The sequence below is a fragment of the Albidovulum salinarum genome, from assembly GCF_025673475.1.
Taxonomy (GTDB): domain Bacteria; phylum Pseudomonadota; class Alphaproteobacteria; order Rhodobacterales; family Rhodobacteraceae; genus Albidovulum; species Albidovulum salinarum.
Window position 1 is genome coordinate 163437 of record NZ_JAOVQO010000003.1, and the last position, 17795, is coordinate 181231.

Genomic DNA, 17795 nt, shown 5'->3' on the forward strand with positions numbered 1-17795 from the left:
AAATATCCCGGGGGAGCCCCGGACCTGGTCCGGGGCGGGGGCAGCGCCCCCGACGCCCTCCCCACCCCCGGCGCAGCGCCGCCAAGCGGCCGGTCATTGACAAGCCCCGCCCTTGCCGCCCATGTAACGCGCCCAGAGCAGACAATCCGTTTACAAGAGGAAGTCATGGCCGTCGTCGTCGTAGAATCCCCCGCCAAGGCCAAGACAATCAACAAGTATCTCGGTTCCGACTACACCGTTCTCGCTTCCTATGGCCATGTCCGCGACCTGCCGCCAAAGGACGGATCGGTCGATCCCGACGAGGGATTCGACATGAAATGGGAGGTCGCGAGCGACAGCCGAAAACATGTCCGCGCCATCGCCGAGGCGCTGAAATCCGACGACACGCTGATCCTCGCCACCGACCCCGACCGCGAGGGCGAAGCGATCTCGTGGCACCTGAAGGAGGCGCTCGCCTCGAGCCTCAAGAAGGGCAAGACCGTCCGCCGCGTCACCTTCAATGCGATCACCAAGGCCGCCGTGACCGAGGCGATGGCCAAGCCGCGCGATGTCGACGGGGCGCTGGTCGAGGCCTATCTCGCCCGCCGCGCGCTCGACTACCTCGTCGGCTTCAACCTCTCGCCCGTGCTCTGGCGCAAGCTCCCCGGCGCCAAGTCGGCCGGCCGCGTCCAGTCGGTGTGCCTCCGCCTCATCGTCGAGCGCGAGCTCGAGATCGAAGCCTTCAAGGCGCGCGAATACTGGACCGTCACCGCGACGCTCGCCACCCCGCGCGGGCAGGAGTTCCAGGCCCGCCTGACCGTCCTCGGCGGCAAGAAGCTCGACAAGTTCGACCTCGCCAACGAGACCGCCGCCGAGCTTGCCGTGCAGGCGATCACCTCGCGCGACCTCACGGTGAAATCGGTGGAGGCGAAACCCGCGAGCCGCAATCCCTACGCACCCTTCATGACCTCGACCCTGCAGCAGGAGGCCTCCCGCAAGTTCGGCATGGGCGCCAAGGCGACGATGGCCGCCGCGCAGCGGCTCTACGAGGCCGGCCACATCACCTACATGCGGACCGACGGCATCGACATGGCGCCCGAGGCGGTGATGGCCGCGCGCGACGAGATCAAGCGTCGCTTCGGCGCGGATTACGTCCCCGACAGCCCGCGGATGTACAAGAACAAGGCCAAGAACGCGCAGGAAGCGCATGAATGCATCCGGCCGACCGACATGGGCCTCTCACCCGACAAGCTCAAGGTCGAGGGCGAGCAGAGGAAGCTCTACGACCTGATCTGGAAGCGCACCATCGCGAGCCAGATGGCCGCCGCCCGGCTCGAACGCACCACCGTCGACGTCGCCAGCCAGGACGGCGAGGTCGTGCTGCGCGCCACCGGCCAGGTCGTGAAATTCGACGGCTTCCTCAAGGTCTATGACGAGGGCCGCGACGAGGAGGGCGACGAGGACGGCGCCCGCCTGCCGCAGATCATGGAAGGTGAGAAGGCCGACAAACGCACCATCGCCCCCGAGCAGCATTTCACCCAGCCGCCGCCGCGCTACACGGAGGCCACGCTCGTCAAAAGGATGGAGGAGCTTGGCATCGGCCGGCCCTCCACCTATGCCTCGATCGTCACCACGATCCAGGACCGCGACTATGTGCGGAAAGACAAGAACCGGCTCATCCCCGAGGACAAGGGCCGGCTCGTCACCGCGTTCCTGACGAACTTCTTCCGCCGCTACGTCGAATACGACTTCACCGCCGATCTCGAGAACGAGCTTGACGAGATCTCAGCCGGAGACCGGGATTACAAGGAGGTGCTTGCCCGCTTCTGGCGCGACTTTACCGCCGCCATCGCAGAGACCGCCGATCTCAGGATCGGCGAGGTGCTCGAGAAGATCGACGAGTTCCTCGCCCCGCACCTCTATCCCCCGCGCGCCGATGGATCGGACCCGCGCGTCTGCCCGACCTGCGGCGAGGGGCGGCTCAACCTCAAGACCGCGCGCTCCGGCGGCGCCTTCATCGGCTGCTCGAACTACCCGAACTGCCGCTACACCCGCGCGCTTTCGGCGGTGAACGGCGAGACCGAGGCGGGCGGCGACCGGGTACTCGGCGAGGACGTGAACGGCGAACCGGTCTCGCTTCGCATCGGCCGCTTCGGACCTTATGTCCAGCGCGGCGAGGCGACCGAGGAGACACCGAAACCGCCGCGCGCGAGCCTGCCGAAGGGCTGGTCGGCCGAAACGCTCGACCTCGAGCGGGCGCTGATGCTTCTTGACCTGCCGCGCCCGATCGGACCGCATCCCGAGGACGGCGAACTGGTCGAGGCCGGGATCGGCCGCTACGGGCCTTACGTCAAGCACGGCAAGGTCTATGCCAACCTGCCCGATGTCGAGGAGGTCTTCACCGTCGGCATGAACCGCGCGGTGGAAGTTCTGGCCCAGAAGGCCAGCCGCGGCCGCGGAAGCTCCGCCCCCGCCCCGCTGCGCGAGCTTGGCGACCACCCCGACGGCGGCGCGATCCAGGTCATGTCGGGCCGCTACGGGCCTTACGTGAAATGGGAGAAGGTCAACGCCACCCTGCCGAAGGAGATGGTGCCTGAAGCCGTCACCTTCGACGAGGCGCTAGCGCTGATCGCCGAGAAGGCCGCCAAGAAGGGCGGCGGGCGCAAGAAGGCGGCACCGAAGAAGGCGGCGACGGCGCGAAAAGCACCCGCGAAGAAGTCCTCCGCCAAGGCGACGACCACGAAGAAGAAGGCGGGCGCGGCGAAAGCCGGCTGAGGCCCGGCTCGCGCCGTCCGCGCGTCCGGGCGACCGGCGACCCCGTATCGATTCAAGACTATGTGATTTGTCGAACCTGCCCGGCTCTGGCACCAAGTCGCCGGAGCAGGCCATCGGGAAAGACAAACACATGACAACAAAGACGATTTCGCGGCGCCAGCTTCTCGGTTGCGCTGGCGCCGCCCTGATCGTTCCGGCCGTGGCAAGAGCCGAGCCGGACAGCGCCCGGCGCAACGTCTCGAGCTTCGTGCGGCAGGACTGGCGCGACCATTTCGACGATCTTGGGAAAGCGATCATCGTCGCCGACACGGTCTCCCGCAGCCTCCACTTCTGGAGCGGGGACGGCACCGATTACCGGATCTATCCGACCTCGGTCCCGCGCAGCGACGAACTGACGCGGCGCGGCTACACGAAGATCGTGCGCAAAAAGGTCGGCCCGGACTGGACCCCGACGCCTTCGCAACTCGAACGGTTCCCCGACTGGCGCTACATGCCGCCGGGGCCGGAAAACCCGCTGGGCACGCACGCGATGTATCTCGACTGGCCCGCCTATCTGATCCATGGTACGCACGACACCCGCAAGATCGGCCGGCGATCGTCAGACGGTTGCATCGGGCTTTACAACCCGAGCATCGCCGAACTGTTCGAGATCACGCCGGTCGGAACCCAGGTGCGTCTGATCTGAGCAATCCGGCGCGGCCAGATCCGCCGCTTCTGCGCCCTTGCTGCGGCGCGGCGATTGACAGCGCCGCGCCCGCGCGCCACAACTTCGGCAACGAAAGTTCGGGGAGCGACCATGAAGAAAGTCTATGGCACAGCGAAGGAGGCCCTCGACGGGCTTCTCTTCGACGGCATGTTCATCGCGTCGGGCGGCTTCGGCCTCTGCGGCATTCCGGAGCTTCTGATCGACGCGCTGGTCGAGAGCGGCGTGAAGGACATCACCATCGCCTCGAACAACTGTGGCGTGGACGGCTTCGGGCTCGGCAAGCTGCTCGAGACGCGGCAGATCAGGAAGATGATCTCGTCCTATGTGGGCGAGAACGCGGAGTTCATGCGCCAGTACCTCTCGGGCGAGCTGGAGCTGGAGTTCAACCCGCAAGGCACGCTCGCCGAGCGCATGCGCGCGGGCGGCGCGGGCATTCCGGGCTTCTACACCAAGACCGGCGTCGGCACCGTGATCGCCGAGGGCAAGGAGCACAAGGACTTCGACGGCCAGACCTACATCCTCGAGAAGGGCATCGTCGCCGACCTCTCGATCGTCAAGGCCTGGAAGGCCGACGACACCGGCAACCTCGTCTTCAGGAAGACCGCGCGCAACTTCAACCCGCCGGCGGCGACCTGCGGAAAGATCTGCGTCGCCGAGGTGGAGGAGATCGTGCCGCGCGGCTCGCTCGACCCCGACTGCATCCACCTGCCGGGCATCTATGTGCACCGGATCATCCAGGGCGAGCACGAGAAACGCATTGAACAGCGCACCGTGCGCAAACGGGAGGCCGTGTGATGGCTTGGGACCGCAACCAGATGGCCGCCCGGGCGGCGCAGGAGCTGCAGGACGGCTGGTACGTCAACCTCGGCATCGGCATTCCGACGCTGGTGTCGAACTACATCCCCGAAGGCGTCGAGGTGACGCTGCAATCGGAAAACGGCATGCTCGGCATGGGCCCCTTTCCTTTCGAGGGCGAGGAGGATCCCGACCTGATCAATGCCGGCAAGCAGACGATCACCGAGCTCGCCCGCACCTCCTATTTCGACAGCGCCCAGAGCTTCGCGATGATCCGCGGCGGCAAGATCGCGATGGCGATCCTCGGCGCGATGGAAGTGGCCGAGAACGGCGATCTCGCGAACTGGATGATCCCCGGCAAGCTCGTGAAGGGCATGGGCGGGGCGATGGACCTCGTCGCGGGCGTCGGCCGCGTCGTCGTGGTGATGGACCACACCTCCAAGCACGGCGAATCGAAGGTGCTGAAGGCATGCACCCTGCCCCTGACGGGCAAGGGCGTCGTGGACCGGATCATCACCAATCTCGGCGTTCTCGACGTCGTTCCCGGTGGTCTGAAGATCGTCGAGATGGCCGAAGGCGTGAGCGAGGCTGACCTGCGCGCCGCGACCGAGGCGACCATCGTCGGCTGAGACCCCATCGCACGGCCGGGCGCAAGGCCCGGCCGTCCGGTTCCGTCAGTCCTCCGCCCGGCCCGCGAGGGCCGCGAGCATCGCCTCGGCGGCCTTTGCGGGTGTCGCACGGCCCTCCTCGACGGCGCGGCCAAGCTCGGCCATCCGCCCCCGCGCAGCGGGATCGGCGGTCAGCCGCGCAAGAAGCCCCTGCTGCACCTCCTCCTCGAACCAGTGCCGGGCCTGCTCGGCGCGACGGCGGTCGAAATGGCCATGCAGGCGCCGCCATTCGACGAGCACCTGCATCTCGTCCCAGGCGGCCTCCAGCCCCTCCTCCTCCATCGCCGAGACGCACATCGCCTTTGGGAAGCCCTCCGGGTCGCGGGCCCGCTTGCGCATGAGCCGGAGCGCCCCGGCATAATCCGCGCAGGTCCGCCGCGCCGCCGATTTCAGCTCGCCATCGGCTTTGTTCACGAGGATGAGGTCGGCCATCTCCATGATCCCGCGCTTCACGCCCTGCAACTCGTCGCCACCCGCGGGGGCGAGGAGAAGGATGAAGAGATCGGCCATCTCCGCGACCAGCGTCTCGGACTGGCCGACGCCCACGGTCTCGATCAGCACCACGTCGAAGCCCGCCGCCTCGCAGAGCGCGGCCGCCTCGCGGGTGCGGCGGGCGACGCCGCCAAGATGGGTCTGGCTCGGCGAGGGCCGGATGAAGGCAAGGGGGTCGCGCGACAGCCGCTCCATCCGCGTCTTGTCGCCGAGGATCGAGCCGCCGGAGCGCGACGACGAGGGATCGACCGCCAGAACCGCGACCTTGAGCCCCTGCCCGGTCAGCATCGTGCCGAACGCCTCGATGAAGCTCGACTTGCCGACGCCCGGCGTGCCCGAAAGCCCGATCCGGAGCGCCTGCCGCCCGCTGCCGAGCGCGTCCAGAAGTGCGGCCGCCGCGGCGCGGTGATCGGCGCGGCCGCTCTCCACCAGCGTGATCGCGCGCGCCAGCGCCCTCCGGTCGCCCTGGGCCAGCCGGCCCGCAAGTTCGGTAATGTCCATGTTACGGTTCCGGCGGCCTTTTGCTGATCCAACGCGGTCGTGAATTGACCTCTCGGTGGTTTTCTTGCCTGCTTGGCGGCGCCGATGTCCAGTGGCTCGGCGCGAAAAAACGACGAGCGGTGCCATGAGGATCCTTCTCCGTTGCCTAGCCGGGGCCGCGCTCGCGGTGGCTCTGGCGCCCGGCCTTGGTCATGCCGGGCCGAAGGAGAGCGCCATCTTCGACCTCACTCTCCGCGGCCTCCCGGCCGGGTCGCTCTCGGTCAGCGGCACGATCACGGGCGCGCGCTACGCCGCCTCGGGCGTGCTGCAATCGGGCGGCTTCCTCGCGCTGGTGAAGCGGATGCGCTACGACGCCCGCGCGAAGGGCATGGTGCGCGACGGCGTGTTCACGCCCACGCGCTACGAGGAGGATGCCGACACCGGAAAGCGCCAGTCGCAATCGGTGATGCGCTACGAGAACGGCGTGCCGCAGGTGAAGGTCCACAAGCCGCCGAAACCGCCGCGCCCGGACGACATCGACCCTGCGACCCAAGGCGGCACGGTCGATCCGCTGACCGCGCTCTATGCCGCTTTGCGCGACGTACCGGCGGCCGAGGCCTGCAAGCTGAAGCTCTTCCTCTTCGACGGGCGCCGGCGCAGCCGGGTCATGCTGACCGATCCCCGTCCCGTCGAAGGCGGCCTCGCCTGCACCGGGGAATACCGCCGCCTTGAAGGCTTTTCCGAAAAGGAGCTGGCCGAGAAGGTCCGGTTCCCCTTCACGCTCCACTACGCCCCCCTTGGCAACGGGCATCTCCGTGTCGTCGAGATTTCGATGGACACGCTCTATGGCAAAGGCCGGCTGAAACGGCGATAAGCGCGATGTGCGCGACCGGCTCCCCATAGACGCGGCCCTGCCCGGGCTTGTCACCGCCCTTGGGGCGGAGGGCCGCGCCGTGCTGATGGCGCCCCCCGGCGCCGGCAAGACGACGCGGGTACCGCTCGCGCTTCTCGAGGCCGGTCTGACCGCAGGCCGGATCGTCATGCTGGAGCCGCGCCGGCTCGCCGCCCGCGCCGCTGCCGAGCGCATGGCCGAGACACTCGGCGAACGCGTCGGCGAGACCGTGGGCTACCGCATCCGCGGCGAGGCCAAGATTTCCGCCAAGACCCGGATCGAGGTTGTGACCGAGGGTATCCTGACCCGGATGATCCAGTCCGACCCCGAGCTTGCCGGCATCGGCGCGGTGATCTTCGACGAGTTCCACGAACGCTCGCTCAACGCCGATCTCGGCCTGGCACTCACCTGGGAGGTGCGCGGCGCGCTCCGGCCCGACCTGATCCTCGTGGTGATGTCGGCGACGCTCGACGCCGGCCCGGTCGCCGCCCTTCTCGACGATGCGCCGACCGTGACCTCCGAGGGCCGCGCCTTCCCGGTCGAGACGCGCTGGCTCGCCCGCCCGGTGGACAAGTCCATGCGCTTCGAGGCCGCCGTCGCGGGCCTTGTGACGGAAGCCGCCGCCGAGACCTCGGGCGGCATCCTCGTCTTCCTGCCCGGCGAGGGCGAGATCCGCCGGGTCGAGGCCGCACTCGCGGGCCGCCTGCCGGGCGACTGCGTGGTGCGGCCGCTCTTCGGCGCGATGGAGTTCGCCGCCCAGCGCACCGCGATCGCGCCCGCCGCGACGGGCCGCAAGGTGGTGCTCGCGACCGCGATCGCCGAGACCTCGCTGACGATCGAGGATGTCCGCGCCGTGGTCGATGCCGGCCGCGCGCGGCGGGCGCGGTTCGATCCCGGCTCGGGCATGTCGCGGCTCGTCACCGAACGGGTGACCAGGGCCGAGGCCGAGCAGCGCCGCGGCCGCGCCGGCCGGGTCGCCGAGGGCACCTGCTACCGGATGTGGACCAGGGGCGAGGAAGGCGGCCTCGCCGCCTTCCCGCCGGCCGAGATCGAGGCGGCCGACCTTTCCGCGCTCGCGCTCGAACTGGCGCTCTGGGGTTCGGACGGGGCGGACCTCGCCTTCCTCACCCCGCCCCCCGCCCCCGCGCTCGCCGAGGCGCGCGCCCTTCTGGCCGCCCTCGGCGCGCTCGACGACGCCGGCCGGATCACCGCCCACGGCCGGGCGCTCGCGGCGCTGCCGCTGCATCCCCGGCTTGGCCACATGCTGATCACCGCCGGGCCGGAGGCGGCGGTGCTCGCCGCCCTTCTCGCCGAGCGCGATCCCCTGCGCGGCGCCCCGGCCGACCTCGCGCTGAGGCTCGCCGCGATCCGCGATCCGAAGGGCTACGAGGCCGACCACCCGCACCGGGTCGACCGCGGCACCGTGGAACGCATCCGCGCCGAGGCGAAGCGGCTTGCCCGCATGGTCGCGCCCGTCGCGGAAGGCTTCAGCCCGGCCGAGATGGCGGCCCTCGCCTATCCCGACCGGATCGGGCTCCGGCGCAAGGGCGACCAGCCGCGCTATGTGCTCTCCGGCGGCAAGGGCGCGATCGCAACGGAGGGCGATCCGCTCGGCGCCGAACGGCTTCTGGTCGCGACCGATCTCGACGGCGACCCGCGCGAGGCGCGGATCCGCCAGGGCATCGCGATCCGCGAGGCCGCTTTGCGCCGCCTCATCGCCGAGCGGATCGGCTGGCATGATGTCTGCGAATGGTCCCGCCGCGAGGGCCGCGTCACCGCCCGGCGGCAGGAGCGGATCGGCGCGCTCGTCCTCGACGACCGCCACTGGCCCGACGCACCCGCCGAGGCCACCGCCCGCGCCGCACTCGACGGCCTCCGCCAGATCGGGCTGCCGTGGAGCGAACCGGCCCGCCGCTTCCGCGCGCGGGTGGAGCTTCTGCGCCGCGAGGGCGCAGAGCTGCCCGACTTCTCCGACGCGGGCCTCCTTGACCGGGCCGAGGACTGGCTCCTCCCGCACCTCAAGGGCAAGCGCACGGAAAACGACCTGCGCAACCTCGACCTGACGGAGCCGCTGCGCCACGCGCTCGGCTGGGACGGGCTGCAACTCCTCGACCGGCTCGCCCCGGCGCAGTTCGAGACGCCGCTCGGCCGGCATGTGCCCATCGACTACGAGGGCGATCATCCCTCGATCTCGATCCGGCTTCAGGAGATGTTCGGCGTGACCCGGCACCCGACCGTCGGCCCGAAGCGCCTGCCCCTGCGCATCACGCTGCTCTCTCCCGCCCAGCGCCCGGTCCAGACCACGCTCGACCTGCCGGGCTTCTGGGCCACCTCCTATGCCGATGTGCGCAAGGACATGCGCGGCCAGTATCCCAAGCACCCCTGGCCCGAGGATCCGACCGAGGCCGAGCCCACGCTCCGCACAAAGCCGCGCCGGGGCTGACCGCTATCGGGCTCAGGCCGGACCGAGCCGCCGCCGGTTCAGCGCGTGCCAGAGCAGGCCGAGGAGAACGAGGTTGGCGACACCGGCAATCGCCGCATTGGCGAAGGGCACGGTATAGGCGCCGGTGAGGTCGTAGAAGAGCCCGCCCTGATAGCCCCCGACCCCGTGGCCGAGCCAGGCGAAGGCGAGGATGACGCTCATCGCGGTCGCCCGCCGCGCGGCCGGCGTGAGGAGCCGCGTCGTCGTCAGCACCCCGGTCATCACGCCGCCATAGCCGAAGCCGTAGACCGGCGCGAAGACGAGGAACGTGTAGAGATCGCCGATCTGGACGAAGCCGAAGACCAGCGCCGTCTGCCAGGCCGAAGCGGCCATATAGGCGCCGAGCGCGCCGATCATGTCGGCGAGGCGGCCGAAGGCGACCCGGCCCAGGGTCGCCGCCACCAGCGTGAGGAAGAGCACCCCGCCCGCCTCGGGTGCGGAGATGCCGCAGCCCTGGATATAGGGCACGAGATGCATGAGCGGCACCGACATCAGCGTACAGCAGAAGAGGGCGGCGGCGCTCAGCCACGGCACGACGACGAAGAGCGGCAGCGGCATGTTCTCCGCCGCCTCGGCCTGCCCGGGCAACCGGGCGGGCGGCGCGCGCAGGAGCGCCGCGAGCGGGAGGAGGATCGCGAGCGATATTGCCCCCGAAGCGGCGAGCGCGCCGCGCCAGCCGAGCCCCTCGATCAGGTAGACTGTGAGGAACGGCACCACGCCCTGCCCCACGCCCTGCCCCGCCGCGACGATGCCGATCGCAAGGCCGGAACCGACCGCGAACCAGTTGCCGGTGAGCGCGACGAGGGGCCCGGCCAGCGCACCGCCGCCGAACGCCCCGGCGAGGAAGAAGACGACGTAAAACTGCCAGAGCGCCGAAGCCTGCGCCGCCAGAAGCATCGCCCCGCCGACCGCCACCGCGCCGACAAGGGCGACCCGCCGCACGCCGACCCGGTCGGCGAGCGGCCCCATCAGGAGCCCGCCGAGGCCGATCCCCACGACGCAGGCCGAGTTGATCAGCGCGATCGACCCGCGCGCCCAGCCGAACTCCGTCTCCAGCGGGATGACGAAGACCGAGAGCCCGTTGGCGAGCTGCCCGACGGCGACGGCAAGCATCGCGGCCGAGGCGGCTGCGATCACCCAGCGATAGACGGGCTGCGGCGGCGACTTGGCGGACAAGGGCATTCCTCCCTCGCGACCCAAGGGGCGAAGCTTTCATGTTACCAGCGGACCAGCCGGTTGTCACAATGCGGCGACGGTTCCACGATGGGCGCGCGCCCAACGGAGCCGTTGAATACGGATTTCAGAATGATAAGTTGGCGTGCCAGGCGATGCGGGCTCGGGGAATCATGCAACTCTATCTGCCGATCGCTGAAGTCTCGGTGAACTCGTTCCTTCTCTTCTCGATCGGCGGAGTCGTCGGGCTTCTCTCGGGCATGTTCGGCGTCGGGGGCGGCTTTCTGATCACGCCGCTTCTCTTTTTCATCGGCGTGCCGCCGGCGGTCGCGGTGGCGACCTCGGCCAACCAGATCGTCGCCTCCTCGGTCTCGGCGATCCTTGCCCATATCCGGCGCAAGACCGTCGACTTCCGCATGGGCTGGACGCTGCTCGTCGGCGGCCTCGCGGGCTCGGGCCTCGGCATGGTGGTGTTCAACCACCTGAAGGCCCTCGGTCAGGTCGATCTTCTGGTGCGGATCTTCTACGTCGTGTTCCTTGGCGCCATCGGCGCGCTGATGTTTGTCGAGAGCCTGCGGGCCATCCGCCGCGCGAACAAGCCCGGCGCGCTGCCGACGCGCAAGAAGCACAACTGGGTCCACAGCCTGCCCCTTAAGATAAAGTACCGCACCTCGGGTCTCTACATCTCGGTGATCCCGCCGCTCGGCGTCGGCGCGGCGGTGGGCTTTCTCGCCGCGATCATGGGCGTCGGCGGCGGCTTCATCATGGTGCCGGCGATGATCTACCTTCTGAACATGCCGACGCGGGTCGTGGTCGGCACCTCACTCCTGCAGATCATCTTCGTCTCGGCCTTCACCGCCCTCATGCACGCGACGACGAACCACACCGTCGACATGGTGCTCGCGGTGATCCTTCTCGTCGGCGGCGTGATCGGCGCGCAGATCGGCGCCGGAATCGGGCTGAAGCTGAAGGCCGAGCAGCTCAGGATCCTGCTCGCGGTTCTGGTGCTCGCGGTCTGCGTCAAGATCGGGCTCGAACTCGTGATGAGACCCGACGAGCTCTATTCGATGACCTGGAGCGCGAGCGACTGAGCCTTCCGCCGGAACCGCGTTCAGCGTCCGAGTTTTTGCCGCCGGATCTTCATCCTCTCATGCGCTTCGGATGTGCCGTCGTGGAACGAGCCGAACCACTTGTCCCACGGCATCTCAAGATTGCCGTAGTTCACCTCGAAATAGCGGTGGTGCATCTGATGGTGAAACGTCCCGAGCGCAAGACGCTTGCGGTCCCTGACGAGCAGGTTCTCGAATCCGGTATGAGAGGTCGCCGCCGTCAGCGACTGGTGCTGCATGTGAAACAGGATGTGCAGAGGATGCGCCGGGATCAGGAAATGGATCAGGATCGAAGAAAAGAAGATCAGATGCTCGACCGGGTGCATCGACAGGCCCGACCAGGGGCCGACATTGACATTGCGGTGATGCAAGCTGTGGGCGATCCGGTAGAGCGGTCCCCAGTGCAACGCCCGGTGGACCCAGTAGAAGTGAAACGAGATCCAGACCGGGGTCAGGAGAAAGAGCGCAACGAACCACAAGGGATGCGCTGACCAGGCCAGCACCGGCGCCCAGCCGTTGGCCATCGCCCAGAACATCAGCACCTCGTAGGCGGTCCAGAAGCCGACGCCGCTCGTCAGGGTCCAGAACATGTTGTCGCGGACCTGCCCGCCGAAGCTGAACTGCCGCCCGGACCGAGCAAGCTCGCGCGGGTCGAACTTCAGGCGATCGCCCTGCCGACGGAGGGTGAAGAAGAACAGGTGAAGCCCCCCCGCCACGAGCGCGATCAGGACGAAGTTGCGCAGCCAGATTCCGGCGATCCAGCCCGGTGCCAGTGTCCGCGCGACCTCGAGCGACGGCTGGAACCAGGCCCAGGAAACCAGCGCCACGCCGACAAGGATCGAGTTTTCGGCAAGCGCCAGCCAGCGCACCGCAAGCCAGCGCAGCATCCGCCCCGGATCGGGCGGCAAGGTGAAGAACGGCGAGACCCGGATCGGCACTTCGGGCACATGGTGCCAGCCCTTGAGGGCGGATCCGGAAGGATCTGTTCGCTCTGACATCGGCAACTCCCTGTTACGCGGACCGATCATGCGTCCAAACGATTCCCTTTAAAAACAGCTTTAATCTGCCATATAATTCTGAAAATCAGAGGATACGGCATGCAAGGAGACCTTCGGCTGTCGCTGCGCCTGCTGCGCGCCTATCTCGCCGCGACTGAGCATGGCAGCATCACCGGGGCAGCGGCGGCGCTGCATGTCGCGCCCTCGGCGGTCGCGACCGCCATCGACAAGGTCGAAGCCGAGTTCGGCACGGTTCTCGTCACCCGCAACCGTGCGAAGGGCATCGCGCCGACCACCGCCGGGCGGGCACTGGCGGCGCGGATCAAGGCCCTTCTGGACGAATACGACGCAGTGATGTCGGAGGGTCACGCGCTCGGCGCCTCGCTCGCGGGCGACCTCCGGATCGGCTACTACGCCCCGGTCGCCCCAGCTTTCCTGCCGGAAATCCTGCAGCCGCTCATGGCCGCGAGCACCGGCCTGAGGGTCGATCTGCGGGACTGCGACAATGACAGCGCGCAAGCCGGGCTGATCGAGGGACGGCTCGACGTGATCCTGTTCGCCGGTGGCGAGGTCCGGCCCGGCATCGAGACCGAGGCGCTTCTCGACATACCGCCCTACATCCTCGCGCCGGTCGCTCATCCGCTGGCGCTGCGGGGCGAGGCGACGCTTGCCGACCTGAACGGCGCGGATCTGGTGCTGCTCGACCTGCCGCTTGCCGGAGCATATACGCGGCGGCTCCTCGAGACGGGCGGGATTGCCCCCCGGATCGTCGCGACGTCATCCTCGACGGAAATGATCCGCAGCCTTGTCGGCGCGGGGACCGGACTCGCGGTTCTCAACATGCGGCCGAGGACAAGGTCCAGCTATGGCGGCGCCGAGCTCGCGGAGGTGCCGTTGCGGCCGCCGCTGCCGGGTCTGACGCTGATGGCGGGGCGGCTGGCAGGCCGCCCGCGCCGCGCCGTCACCGTGTTCCTGGACGCCGTCCGCGCCTGGTTCGCCGGTCCGCAGGCGGCAGAGCTCGTGGTGCGCGAGGCCGGCGCTCAGGCCCCGAGGCAGTAGCGCAGGATCGCCTTCTGGGCGTGAAGCCGGTTCTCGCTCTCGTCGAAGATCACCGATTGCGGGCCGTCCATCACCTCGCTCGTCGCCTCCTCGTTGCGGTGCGCCGGCAGGCAATGCATGAAGAGCGCGTCGGGCTTGCCCTCTCCCATCATCCGCGCGTTGACCTGGTAGGGGCGAAGCTGGTTGTGCCGACGCTCACGGGCGCTTTCGGGATCGTGCATCGAGACCCACGTATCGGTGACGATCGCATCGGCACCCTCGGCCGCGACAAGCGGGTCGCGGTGGATCTCGACGGTCGAGCCCCTGGAGCGGGCGAAGGCGACCGCCTTCGGATCGGGATCGAGCGTCTCGGGGCCGGTGAAGGTGAGGTCGAAGCCGAACTGGCCGGCGGCGTGGAGCCAGCTCGAGCAGACGTTGTTGCCGTCGCCCGACCAGACGAACTTGCGGCCGGCGATCGGCCCGCGGTGTTCTTCGTAGGTGACGATGTCGGCCATGATCTGGCAGGGATGCGACGAGTCGGTGAGCCCGTTGATCACCGGCACGGTCGCGTGTTCGGCCATCTCCAGAAGCGTCGCCTCCTCGAAGGTGCGCAGCATGATCAGGTCGACATAGCGTGACAGGACCCGCGCGGTATCGGCGATCGATTCGCCGTGGCCGAGCTGCATCTCCTTGCCCGAGAGCACCATCGTCTCGGCCCCCATCTGGCGGGCGCCGACATCGAAGGAAACGCGGGTCCGGGTCGAGGGCTTCTCGAAGATCAGCGCGATCATGCGCCCCGAAAGCGGCGTCGCGTCATCGGCCATGCCCTTGGGGCGGTTGTTGCGCGCGTCCTTCATCGCGCGGGCCTGGTCGATCATCGCCCGCAAGTCGGATGGCGAGGTCTTGTGGATGTCGAGGAAATGGTTCATCGGCGTCGTCCTTTGTGGCGAGCGCCGGGGGCTGCCTGCCCCCGGACCCCCGGGGGTATTTTCACAATGAAGAAGCGGCAGGCGCGGTTTCCAGTTCCGCCGCCGCGGCGTCGAGGCGGGTGACGGCCTCGGCGATCTCCTCGTCGGTGATCGTCAGCGGCGGCAGGAGCCGCAGCGTCTCGTCGGCGGCGGGCACGGTCAGGATCTGCCTTGCGTAGCCCGCCTTGACCACCTCGGCCGGGGCGACCTTGCACTTGAGGCCGAGCATGAGGCCCTGGCCGCGCACCCCTTCGAAGATGCCGGGATGGGCGGCGACGAGTCCTTCGAGCTTCTGGCGCAGGAGTGCCGCCTTGCGGTTGACCTCGGCGAGGAAGCCGGGGTCGGTCACGATCTCCATGACCTTGGCCCCGACCGCGCAGGCGAGCGGGTTGCCGCCGTAGGTCGAGCCGTGGGTGCCCGCGGTCATGCCGCTGGCGGCGGCCTCGGTGGCGAGCACCGCGCCCAGGGGGAAGCCGCCACCGATGCCCTTGGCGACCATCATGATGTCCGGGGTCACCCCCGACCATTCGTGGGCGAAGAGCCGGCCGGTGCGGGCGACGCCGCACTGCACCTCGTCAAAGATGAGAATCGCGCCGGTCTCGTCGCAGAGCTGGCGGATCGTCTTCATGTCGGCGTCCGAGAGCGGGCGGATGCCGCCCTCGCCCTGGATCGGCTCGACCATCACGGCGCAGGTCCTGTCGCTGATCGCGGCTTTCAGCGCCGCCATGTCGGCCCAGGGCAGCTGCCGGAAGCCCGGCATCAGGGCGCCGTAGCCCTTGACCATCTTCTCCGACCCGGCGGCCGCGATGGCCCCGGTGGAGCGGCCGTGGAAGGCGCCCTCGAAGGTCAGGATCTCCTCGCGGGGGGCACCCTTCTCGTACCAGTACTTGCGCGCCATCTTGATCGCGAGTTCCGCCGCCTCGGTGCCGGAATTGGTGAAGAAGGCGGTGTCGGCGAAGGTGTTTTCCACCAGAAGGTCGGCCAGCCTTTGCTGTTCGGGGATCTGGTAGAGGTTCGAGACATGCCAGAGCCTGCCCGCCTGTTCGGTCAGCGCCGCGACGAGGTCGGGATGGGCATGGCCGAGCGCGTTGACCGCGATCCCGGCGCCGAGGTCGAGGTATCGCGTCCCGTCGGCCTCGATGAGCCAGCTGCCCTCGCCCTTCTCGAAGGAGAGGGGCGCGCGGTTGTAGGTGGGAAGGATTGACGGGATCATGGATGGACTCCGGATGGGAAGGTCAATGGGTGCCTGAGCGGGGGGCCCGAGTCAACGATGTGAAGGAGGTGTGGCGAGGCCACGGGTGACGGACGTCAGGCGCGGGTGCGGCGGCGTCGGGGACGGGCAAAGGCTTGGGTCCGGTGCGTCATGGCCCGCCGCATAGCGGCTAAACCCGCGCCTGTCCACCGAAACCTTCGGCCGCCGCGTTCCGCCCCCGTTTGTGCTACCATCGCCCGGTCAAGGGGAGAGGAACGCATGAAGGTCAGCATCGTCCAGGAGCCGCCGGTCTATCTCGATATTGAGCGATCGCTCGAGCGGGCCGTTTCGCTGATCGGCGCGGCCGCGGCCGGCGGGGCGGAGATGGTGGTCTTTCCCGAGGTCTGGCTGCCGGGCTACCCGACCTTCGTCTGGCGGCTCCTGCCCGGGCGCGGCATGGCGGCGACGGATGCGCTTTTCCGCCTGTCGCAGGCCAATTCGGTCGATCTCTCGCGCGACGGGCTGCGCCCCGTCCGAGAGGCCGCCCGCGAGCACGGCGTCGTGGTCGTGATGGGCCACCAGGAGATCGACGGCCGGTTCAGCGGCAGCACGCTCTTCAACAGCTGCGCCATCATCGACGCCGACGGCACGCTTCGCAACAACCACCGCAAGCTGATGCCGACCAATCCCGAGCGCATGTTCTGGGGCAGCGGCGACGGCCAGGGCCTGCGGGTGGTGCCGACCGCCGTCGGCCGCGTCGGCGCGCTGATCTGCTGGGAGAACTACATGCCGCTCGCGCGGTTCGCGCTCTATGCCCAGAACCTCGACATCTATGTCGCGCCGACCTGGGACAGCGGGCCGACCTGGCTGGCCACGATGCAGCACATCGCGCGCGAGGGCGGCGTCTGGGTCATCGGCTGCGCCACCGCCATCGAGGCGGCGGACATCCCCGCCGATCTGCCCCACCGCGACGAGATCTTTCCCGACCCCGGCGAGTGGATCAATCCCGGTGATGCGGTCGTCTACCAGCCCTTCGGCGGCGTGGAGGCGGGCCCGATGCATGCCGAGAAGGGTTTCCTCTCGGCCGAGATCGACTTCGCGCGCGCCCGCGCGTCACGGCGCAAGTTCGACGTGGCGGGCCATTACGCGCGTCCCGACATCTTCACGCTCTCGGTCAACCGCGCGGCGCAGCCGCCGGTGCGGTTCGGCCCGGACGACACGTCGGGCGCTTGAAACTCCCCGCCCTTGCTTGTATCTCGGCGCGTCCCGGATAGAATGGGGCGAAATTCATTCGAGGCCGGACGGCGCATCGCCCGATGAGCGCCGTCTTGTGCCTTGCCAACCCGAGGGTCAGTCATGTCCTGGACCGACGAGCGCGTCGAGACGTTGAAGAAGATGTGGGCCGAAGGCCAGTCGGCGAGCCAGATCGCCAAGGAACTCGGCGGCGTTACACGCAACGCGGTGATCGGCAAGGTCCACCGGCTCGGCCTGTCGAACCGCGTCGGCGGCGCGCCGGAGCCGAAGGCCAAGGCGCCCGAAGCCGCGCCGAAGCCCGAGCCGCGCCCCGCGGCGGCGGCGAAACCCGCCGCGCCCCGCGCCGAGCCGAAGCCCGCCGCCCAGCCCGCGCCGGCGGCGCCGCAGCGCCCCGAAGCCGCCCAGCCCGCCGCGGCCCAGCCCGCGACGCCCGCGCGCAAGCCGATCATCCCGGCCGGCCAGCCGCTGCCGCCGCAGCCCTCCGCCGGCGAGATCAGCCCCGAGGCGCTCGCCTCGGTCCGCGAGGTCGAGAAGAAGGCGCGCAAGATCGGCCTGATGGATCTGACGGAACGCACCTGCAAATGGCCGATCGGCGACCCGGCGACCGAGGATTTCTGGTTCTGCGGCCTCGCCGCCCAGCCCGGCAAACCCTATTGCGAGGCCCATGTCGGCGTCGCCTTCCAGCCGATGTCCTCGCGCCGCGACCGGCGCCGCTGATCCCGGCGGCAGGCGGCAGGAGGGTGCTTCCCTTCGCCGCCGCCTGCGCGTAGCCTCCGCCCCGCGAACAGGAGGCC

15 protein-coding genes are annotated in these 17795 nt (G+C 69.1%); 10 read left to right on the forward strand and 5 right to left on the reverse strand.

Translation table 11 applies throughout. The annotated features are described in order from the left end of the window. The first annotated feature begins 165 nt into the window (after window positions 1-165). The 4 genes from topA to OEZ60_RS04365 all read left to right on the forward strand — a co-directional run bounded on the left by topA (window position 166) and on the right by OEZ60_RS04365 (window position 4884). Entirely contained in the window at window positions 166-2754 is a 2589-nt protein-coding gene (gene topA / locus OEZ60_RS04350) for a type I DNA topoisomerase (RefSeq protein WP_263333584.1), read from the forward strand. Between the two features lie 130 nt (window positions 2755-2884). Next, the gene (locus OEZ60_RS04355; RefSeq protein WP_263333754.1) at window positions 2885-3439 is read left to right on the forward strand and encodes a L,D-transpeptidase; all 555 of its coding nucleotides are present in this window, start codon (window positions 2885-2887) and stop codon (window positions 3437-3439) included. A gap of 111 nt (window positions 3440-3550) precedes the next feature. After that, a complete protein-coding gene (locus OEZ60_RS04360; RefSeq protein ID WP_263333586.1) occupies window positions 3551-4255 on the forward strand; it encodes a CoA transferase subunit A in 705 nt (234 codons plus the stop codon). Beyond that, on the forward strand, window positions 4255-4884 hold the full coding sequence (locus tag OEZ60_RS04365) for a 3-oxoacid CoA-transferase subunit B (protein WP_263333588.1): 630 nt from the start codon (window positions 4255-4257) through the stop codon (window positions 4882-4884). The genes OEZ60_RS04360 and OEZ60_RS04365 overlap by 1 nt, the downstream gene beginning before the upstream one ends. A gap of 45 nt (window positions 4885-4929) precedes the next feature. Here OEZ60_RS04365 and meaB read toward each other — a convergent pair whose 3' ends face one another. Next, a complete protein-coding gene (gene meaB / locus OEZ60_RS04370; RefSeq protein WP_263333590.1) occupies window positions 4930-5916 on the reverse strand; it encodes a methylmalonyl Co-A mutase-associated GTPase MeaB in 987 nt (328 codons plus the stop codon). 124 nt (window positions 5917-6040) lie between these two features. On the opposite strand from meaB, the gene OEZ60_RS04375 reads away from it, so the two are divergent. Next, the gene (locus OEZ60_RS04375) at window positions 6041-6769 is read left to right on the forward strand and encodes a DUF3108 domain-containing protein (RefSeq protein WP_263333592.1); all 729 of its coding nucleotides are present in this window, start codon (window positions 6041-6043) and stop codon (window positions 6767-6769) included. A gap of 7 nt (window positions 6770-6776) precedes the next feature. Further along, complete coding sequence (gene hrpB / locus OEZ60_RS04380; RefSeq protein ID WP_263333594.1) at window positions 6777-9230, forward strand: ATP-dependent helicase HrpB; 2454 nt, start codon at window positions 6777-6779, stop codon at window positions 9228-9230. A gap of 12 nt (window positions 9231-9242) precedes the next feature. On the opposite strand, the gene OEZ60_RS04385 is transcribed toward hrpB, so the two are convergent. Then, window positions 9243-10445 carry an MFS transporter gene (locus OEZ60_RS04385; RefSeq protein WP_263333596.1) on the reverse strand — a complete coding sequence of 401 codons (1203 nt, stop codon included), beginning with the start codon at window positions 10443-10445 and terminating at the stop codon, window positions 9243-9245. Between the two features lie 170 nt (window positions 10446-10615). On the opposite strand from OEZ60_RS04385, the gene OEZ60_RS04390 reads away from it, so the two are divergent. Then, on the forward strand, window positions 10616-11533 hold the full coding sequence (locus OEZ60_RS04390) for a sulfite exporter TauE/SafE family protein (RefSeq protein WP_263333599.1): 918 nt from the start codon (window positions 10616-10618) through the stop codon (window positions 11531-11533). 20 nt (window positions 11534-11553) lie between these two features. On the opposite strand, the gene OEZ60_RS04395 is transcribed toward OEZ60_RS04390, so the two are convergent. Next, the gene (locus OEZ60_RS04395) at window positions 11554-12549 is read right to left on the reverse strand and encodes a sterol desaturase family protein (protein ID WP_263333600.1); all 996 of its coding nucleotides are present in this window, start codon (window positions 12547-12549) and stop codon (window positions 11554-11556) included. Window positions 12550-12648: 99 nt separating this feature from the next. Here OEZ60_RS04395 and OEZ60_RS04400 point away from each other — a divergent pair, with 99 nt between their 5' ends. Beyond that, window positions 12649-13608: a LysR family transcriptional regulator gene (locus OEZ60_RS04400; protein ID WP_263333602.1), complete on the forward strand. Its 960-nt coding sequence runs from the start codon at window positions 12649-12651 to the stop codon at window positions 13606-13608. Here the strand turns inward: OEZ60_RS04400 and argF are convergent. After that, on the reverse strand, window positions 13590-14516 hold the full coding sequence (gene argF / locus OEZ60_RS04405; protein WP_263333604.1) for an ornithine carbamoyltransferase: 927 nt from the start codon (window positions 14514-14516) through the stop codon (window positions 13590-13592). The two genes, OEZ60_RS04400 and argF, sit on opposite strands and share 19 nt — an antisense overlap. 61 nt (window positions 14517-14577) lie before the next feature. Beyond that, window positions 14578-15768 carry an aspartate aminotransferase family protein gene (locus OEZ60_RS04410; protein ID WP_263333606.1) on the reverse strand — a complete coding sequence of 397 codons (1191 nt, stop codon included), beginning with the start codon at window positions 15766-15768 and terminating at the stop codon, window positions 14578-14580. A 258-nt stretch (window positions 15769-16026) separates the two neighbouring features. On the opposite strand from OEZ60_RS04410, the gene OEZ60_RS04415 reads away from it, so the two are divergent. Beyond that, window positions 16027-16980, forward strand: a complete 954-nt coding sequence (locus OEZ60_RS04415; protein WP_263333608.1) for a carbon-nitrogen hydrolase family protein — start codon at window positions 16027-16029, stop codon at window positions 16978-16980. Between the two features lie 123 nt (window positions 16981-17103). Beyond that, window positions 17104-17718: a GcrA family cell cycle regulator gene (locus OEZ60_RS04420; RefSeq protein ID WP_263333610.1), complete on the forward strand. Its 615-nt coding sequence runs from the start codon at window positions 17104-17106 to the stop codon at window positions 17716-17718. The last annotated feature ends 77 nt before the right edge of the window (window positions 17719-17795 follow it).

Bases quoted from the DNA above. Each gene is read 5' to 3' on its own strand.
- topA (WP_263333584.1), top strand. From the start codon at position 166: ATGGCCGTCGTCGTCGTAGAATCCCCCGCCAAGGCCAAGACAATCAAC.
- OEZ60_RS04355 (WP_263333754.1), top strand. From the start codon at position 2,885: ATGACAACAAAGACGATTTCGCGGCGCCAGCTTCTCGGTTGCGCTGGC.
- OEZ60_RS04360 (WP_263333586.1), top strand. From the start codon at position 3,551: ATGAAGAAAGTCTATGGCACAGCGAAGGAGGCCCTCGACGGGCTTCTC.
- OEZ60_RS04365 (WP_263333588.1), top strand. From the start codon at position 4,255: ATGGCTTGGGACCGCAACCAGATGGCCGCCCGGGCGGCGCAGGAGCTG.
- meaB (WP_263333590.1), bottom strand. From the start codon at position 5,916: ATGGACATTACCGAACTTGCGGGCCGGCTGGCCCAGGGCGACCGGAGG.
- OEZ60_RS04375 (WP_263333592.1), top strand. From the start codon at position 6,041: ATGAGGATCCTTCTCCGTTGCCTAGCCGGGGCCGCGCTCGCGGTGGCT.
- OEZ60_RS04390 (WP_263333599.1), top strand. From the start codon at position 10,616: ATGCAACTCTATCTGCCGATCGCTGAAGTCTCGGTGAACTCGTTCCTT.
- OEZ60_RS04395 (WP_263333600.1), bottom strand. From the start codon at position 12,549: ATGTCAGAGCGAACAGATCCTTCCGGATCCGCCCTCAAGGGCTGGCAC.
- OEZ60_RS04400 (WP_263333602.1), top strand. From the start codon at position 12,649: ATGCAAGGAGACCTTCGGCTGTCGCTGCGCCTGCTGCGCGCCTATCTC.
- argF (WP_263333604.1), bottom strand. From the start codon at position 14,516: ATGAACCATTTCCTCGACATCCACAAGACCTCGCCATCCGACTTGCGG.
- OEZ60_RS04410 (WP_263333606.1), bottom strand. From the start codon at position 15,768: ATGATCCCGTCAATCCTTCCCACCTACAACCGCGCGCCCCTCTCCTTC.
- OEZ60_RS04415 (WP_263333608.1), top strand. From the start codon at position 16,027: ATGAAGGTCAGCATCGTCCAGGAGCCGCCGGTCTATCTCGATATTGAG.
- OEZ60_RS04420 (WP_263333610.1), top strand. From the start codon at position 17,104: ATGTCCTGGACCGACGAGCGCGTCGAGACGTTGAAGAAGATGTGGGCC.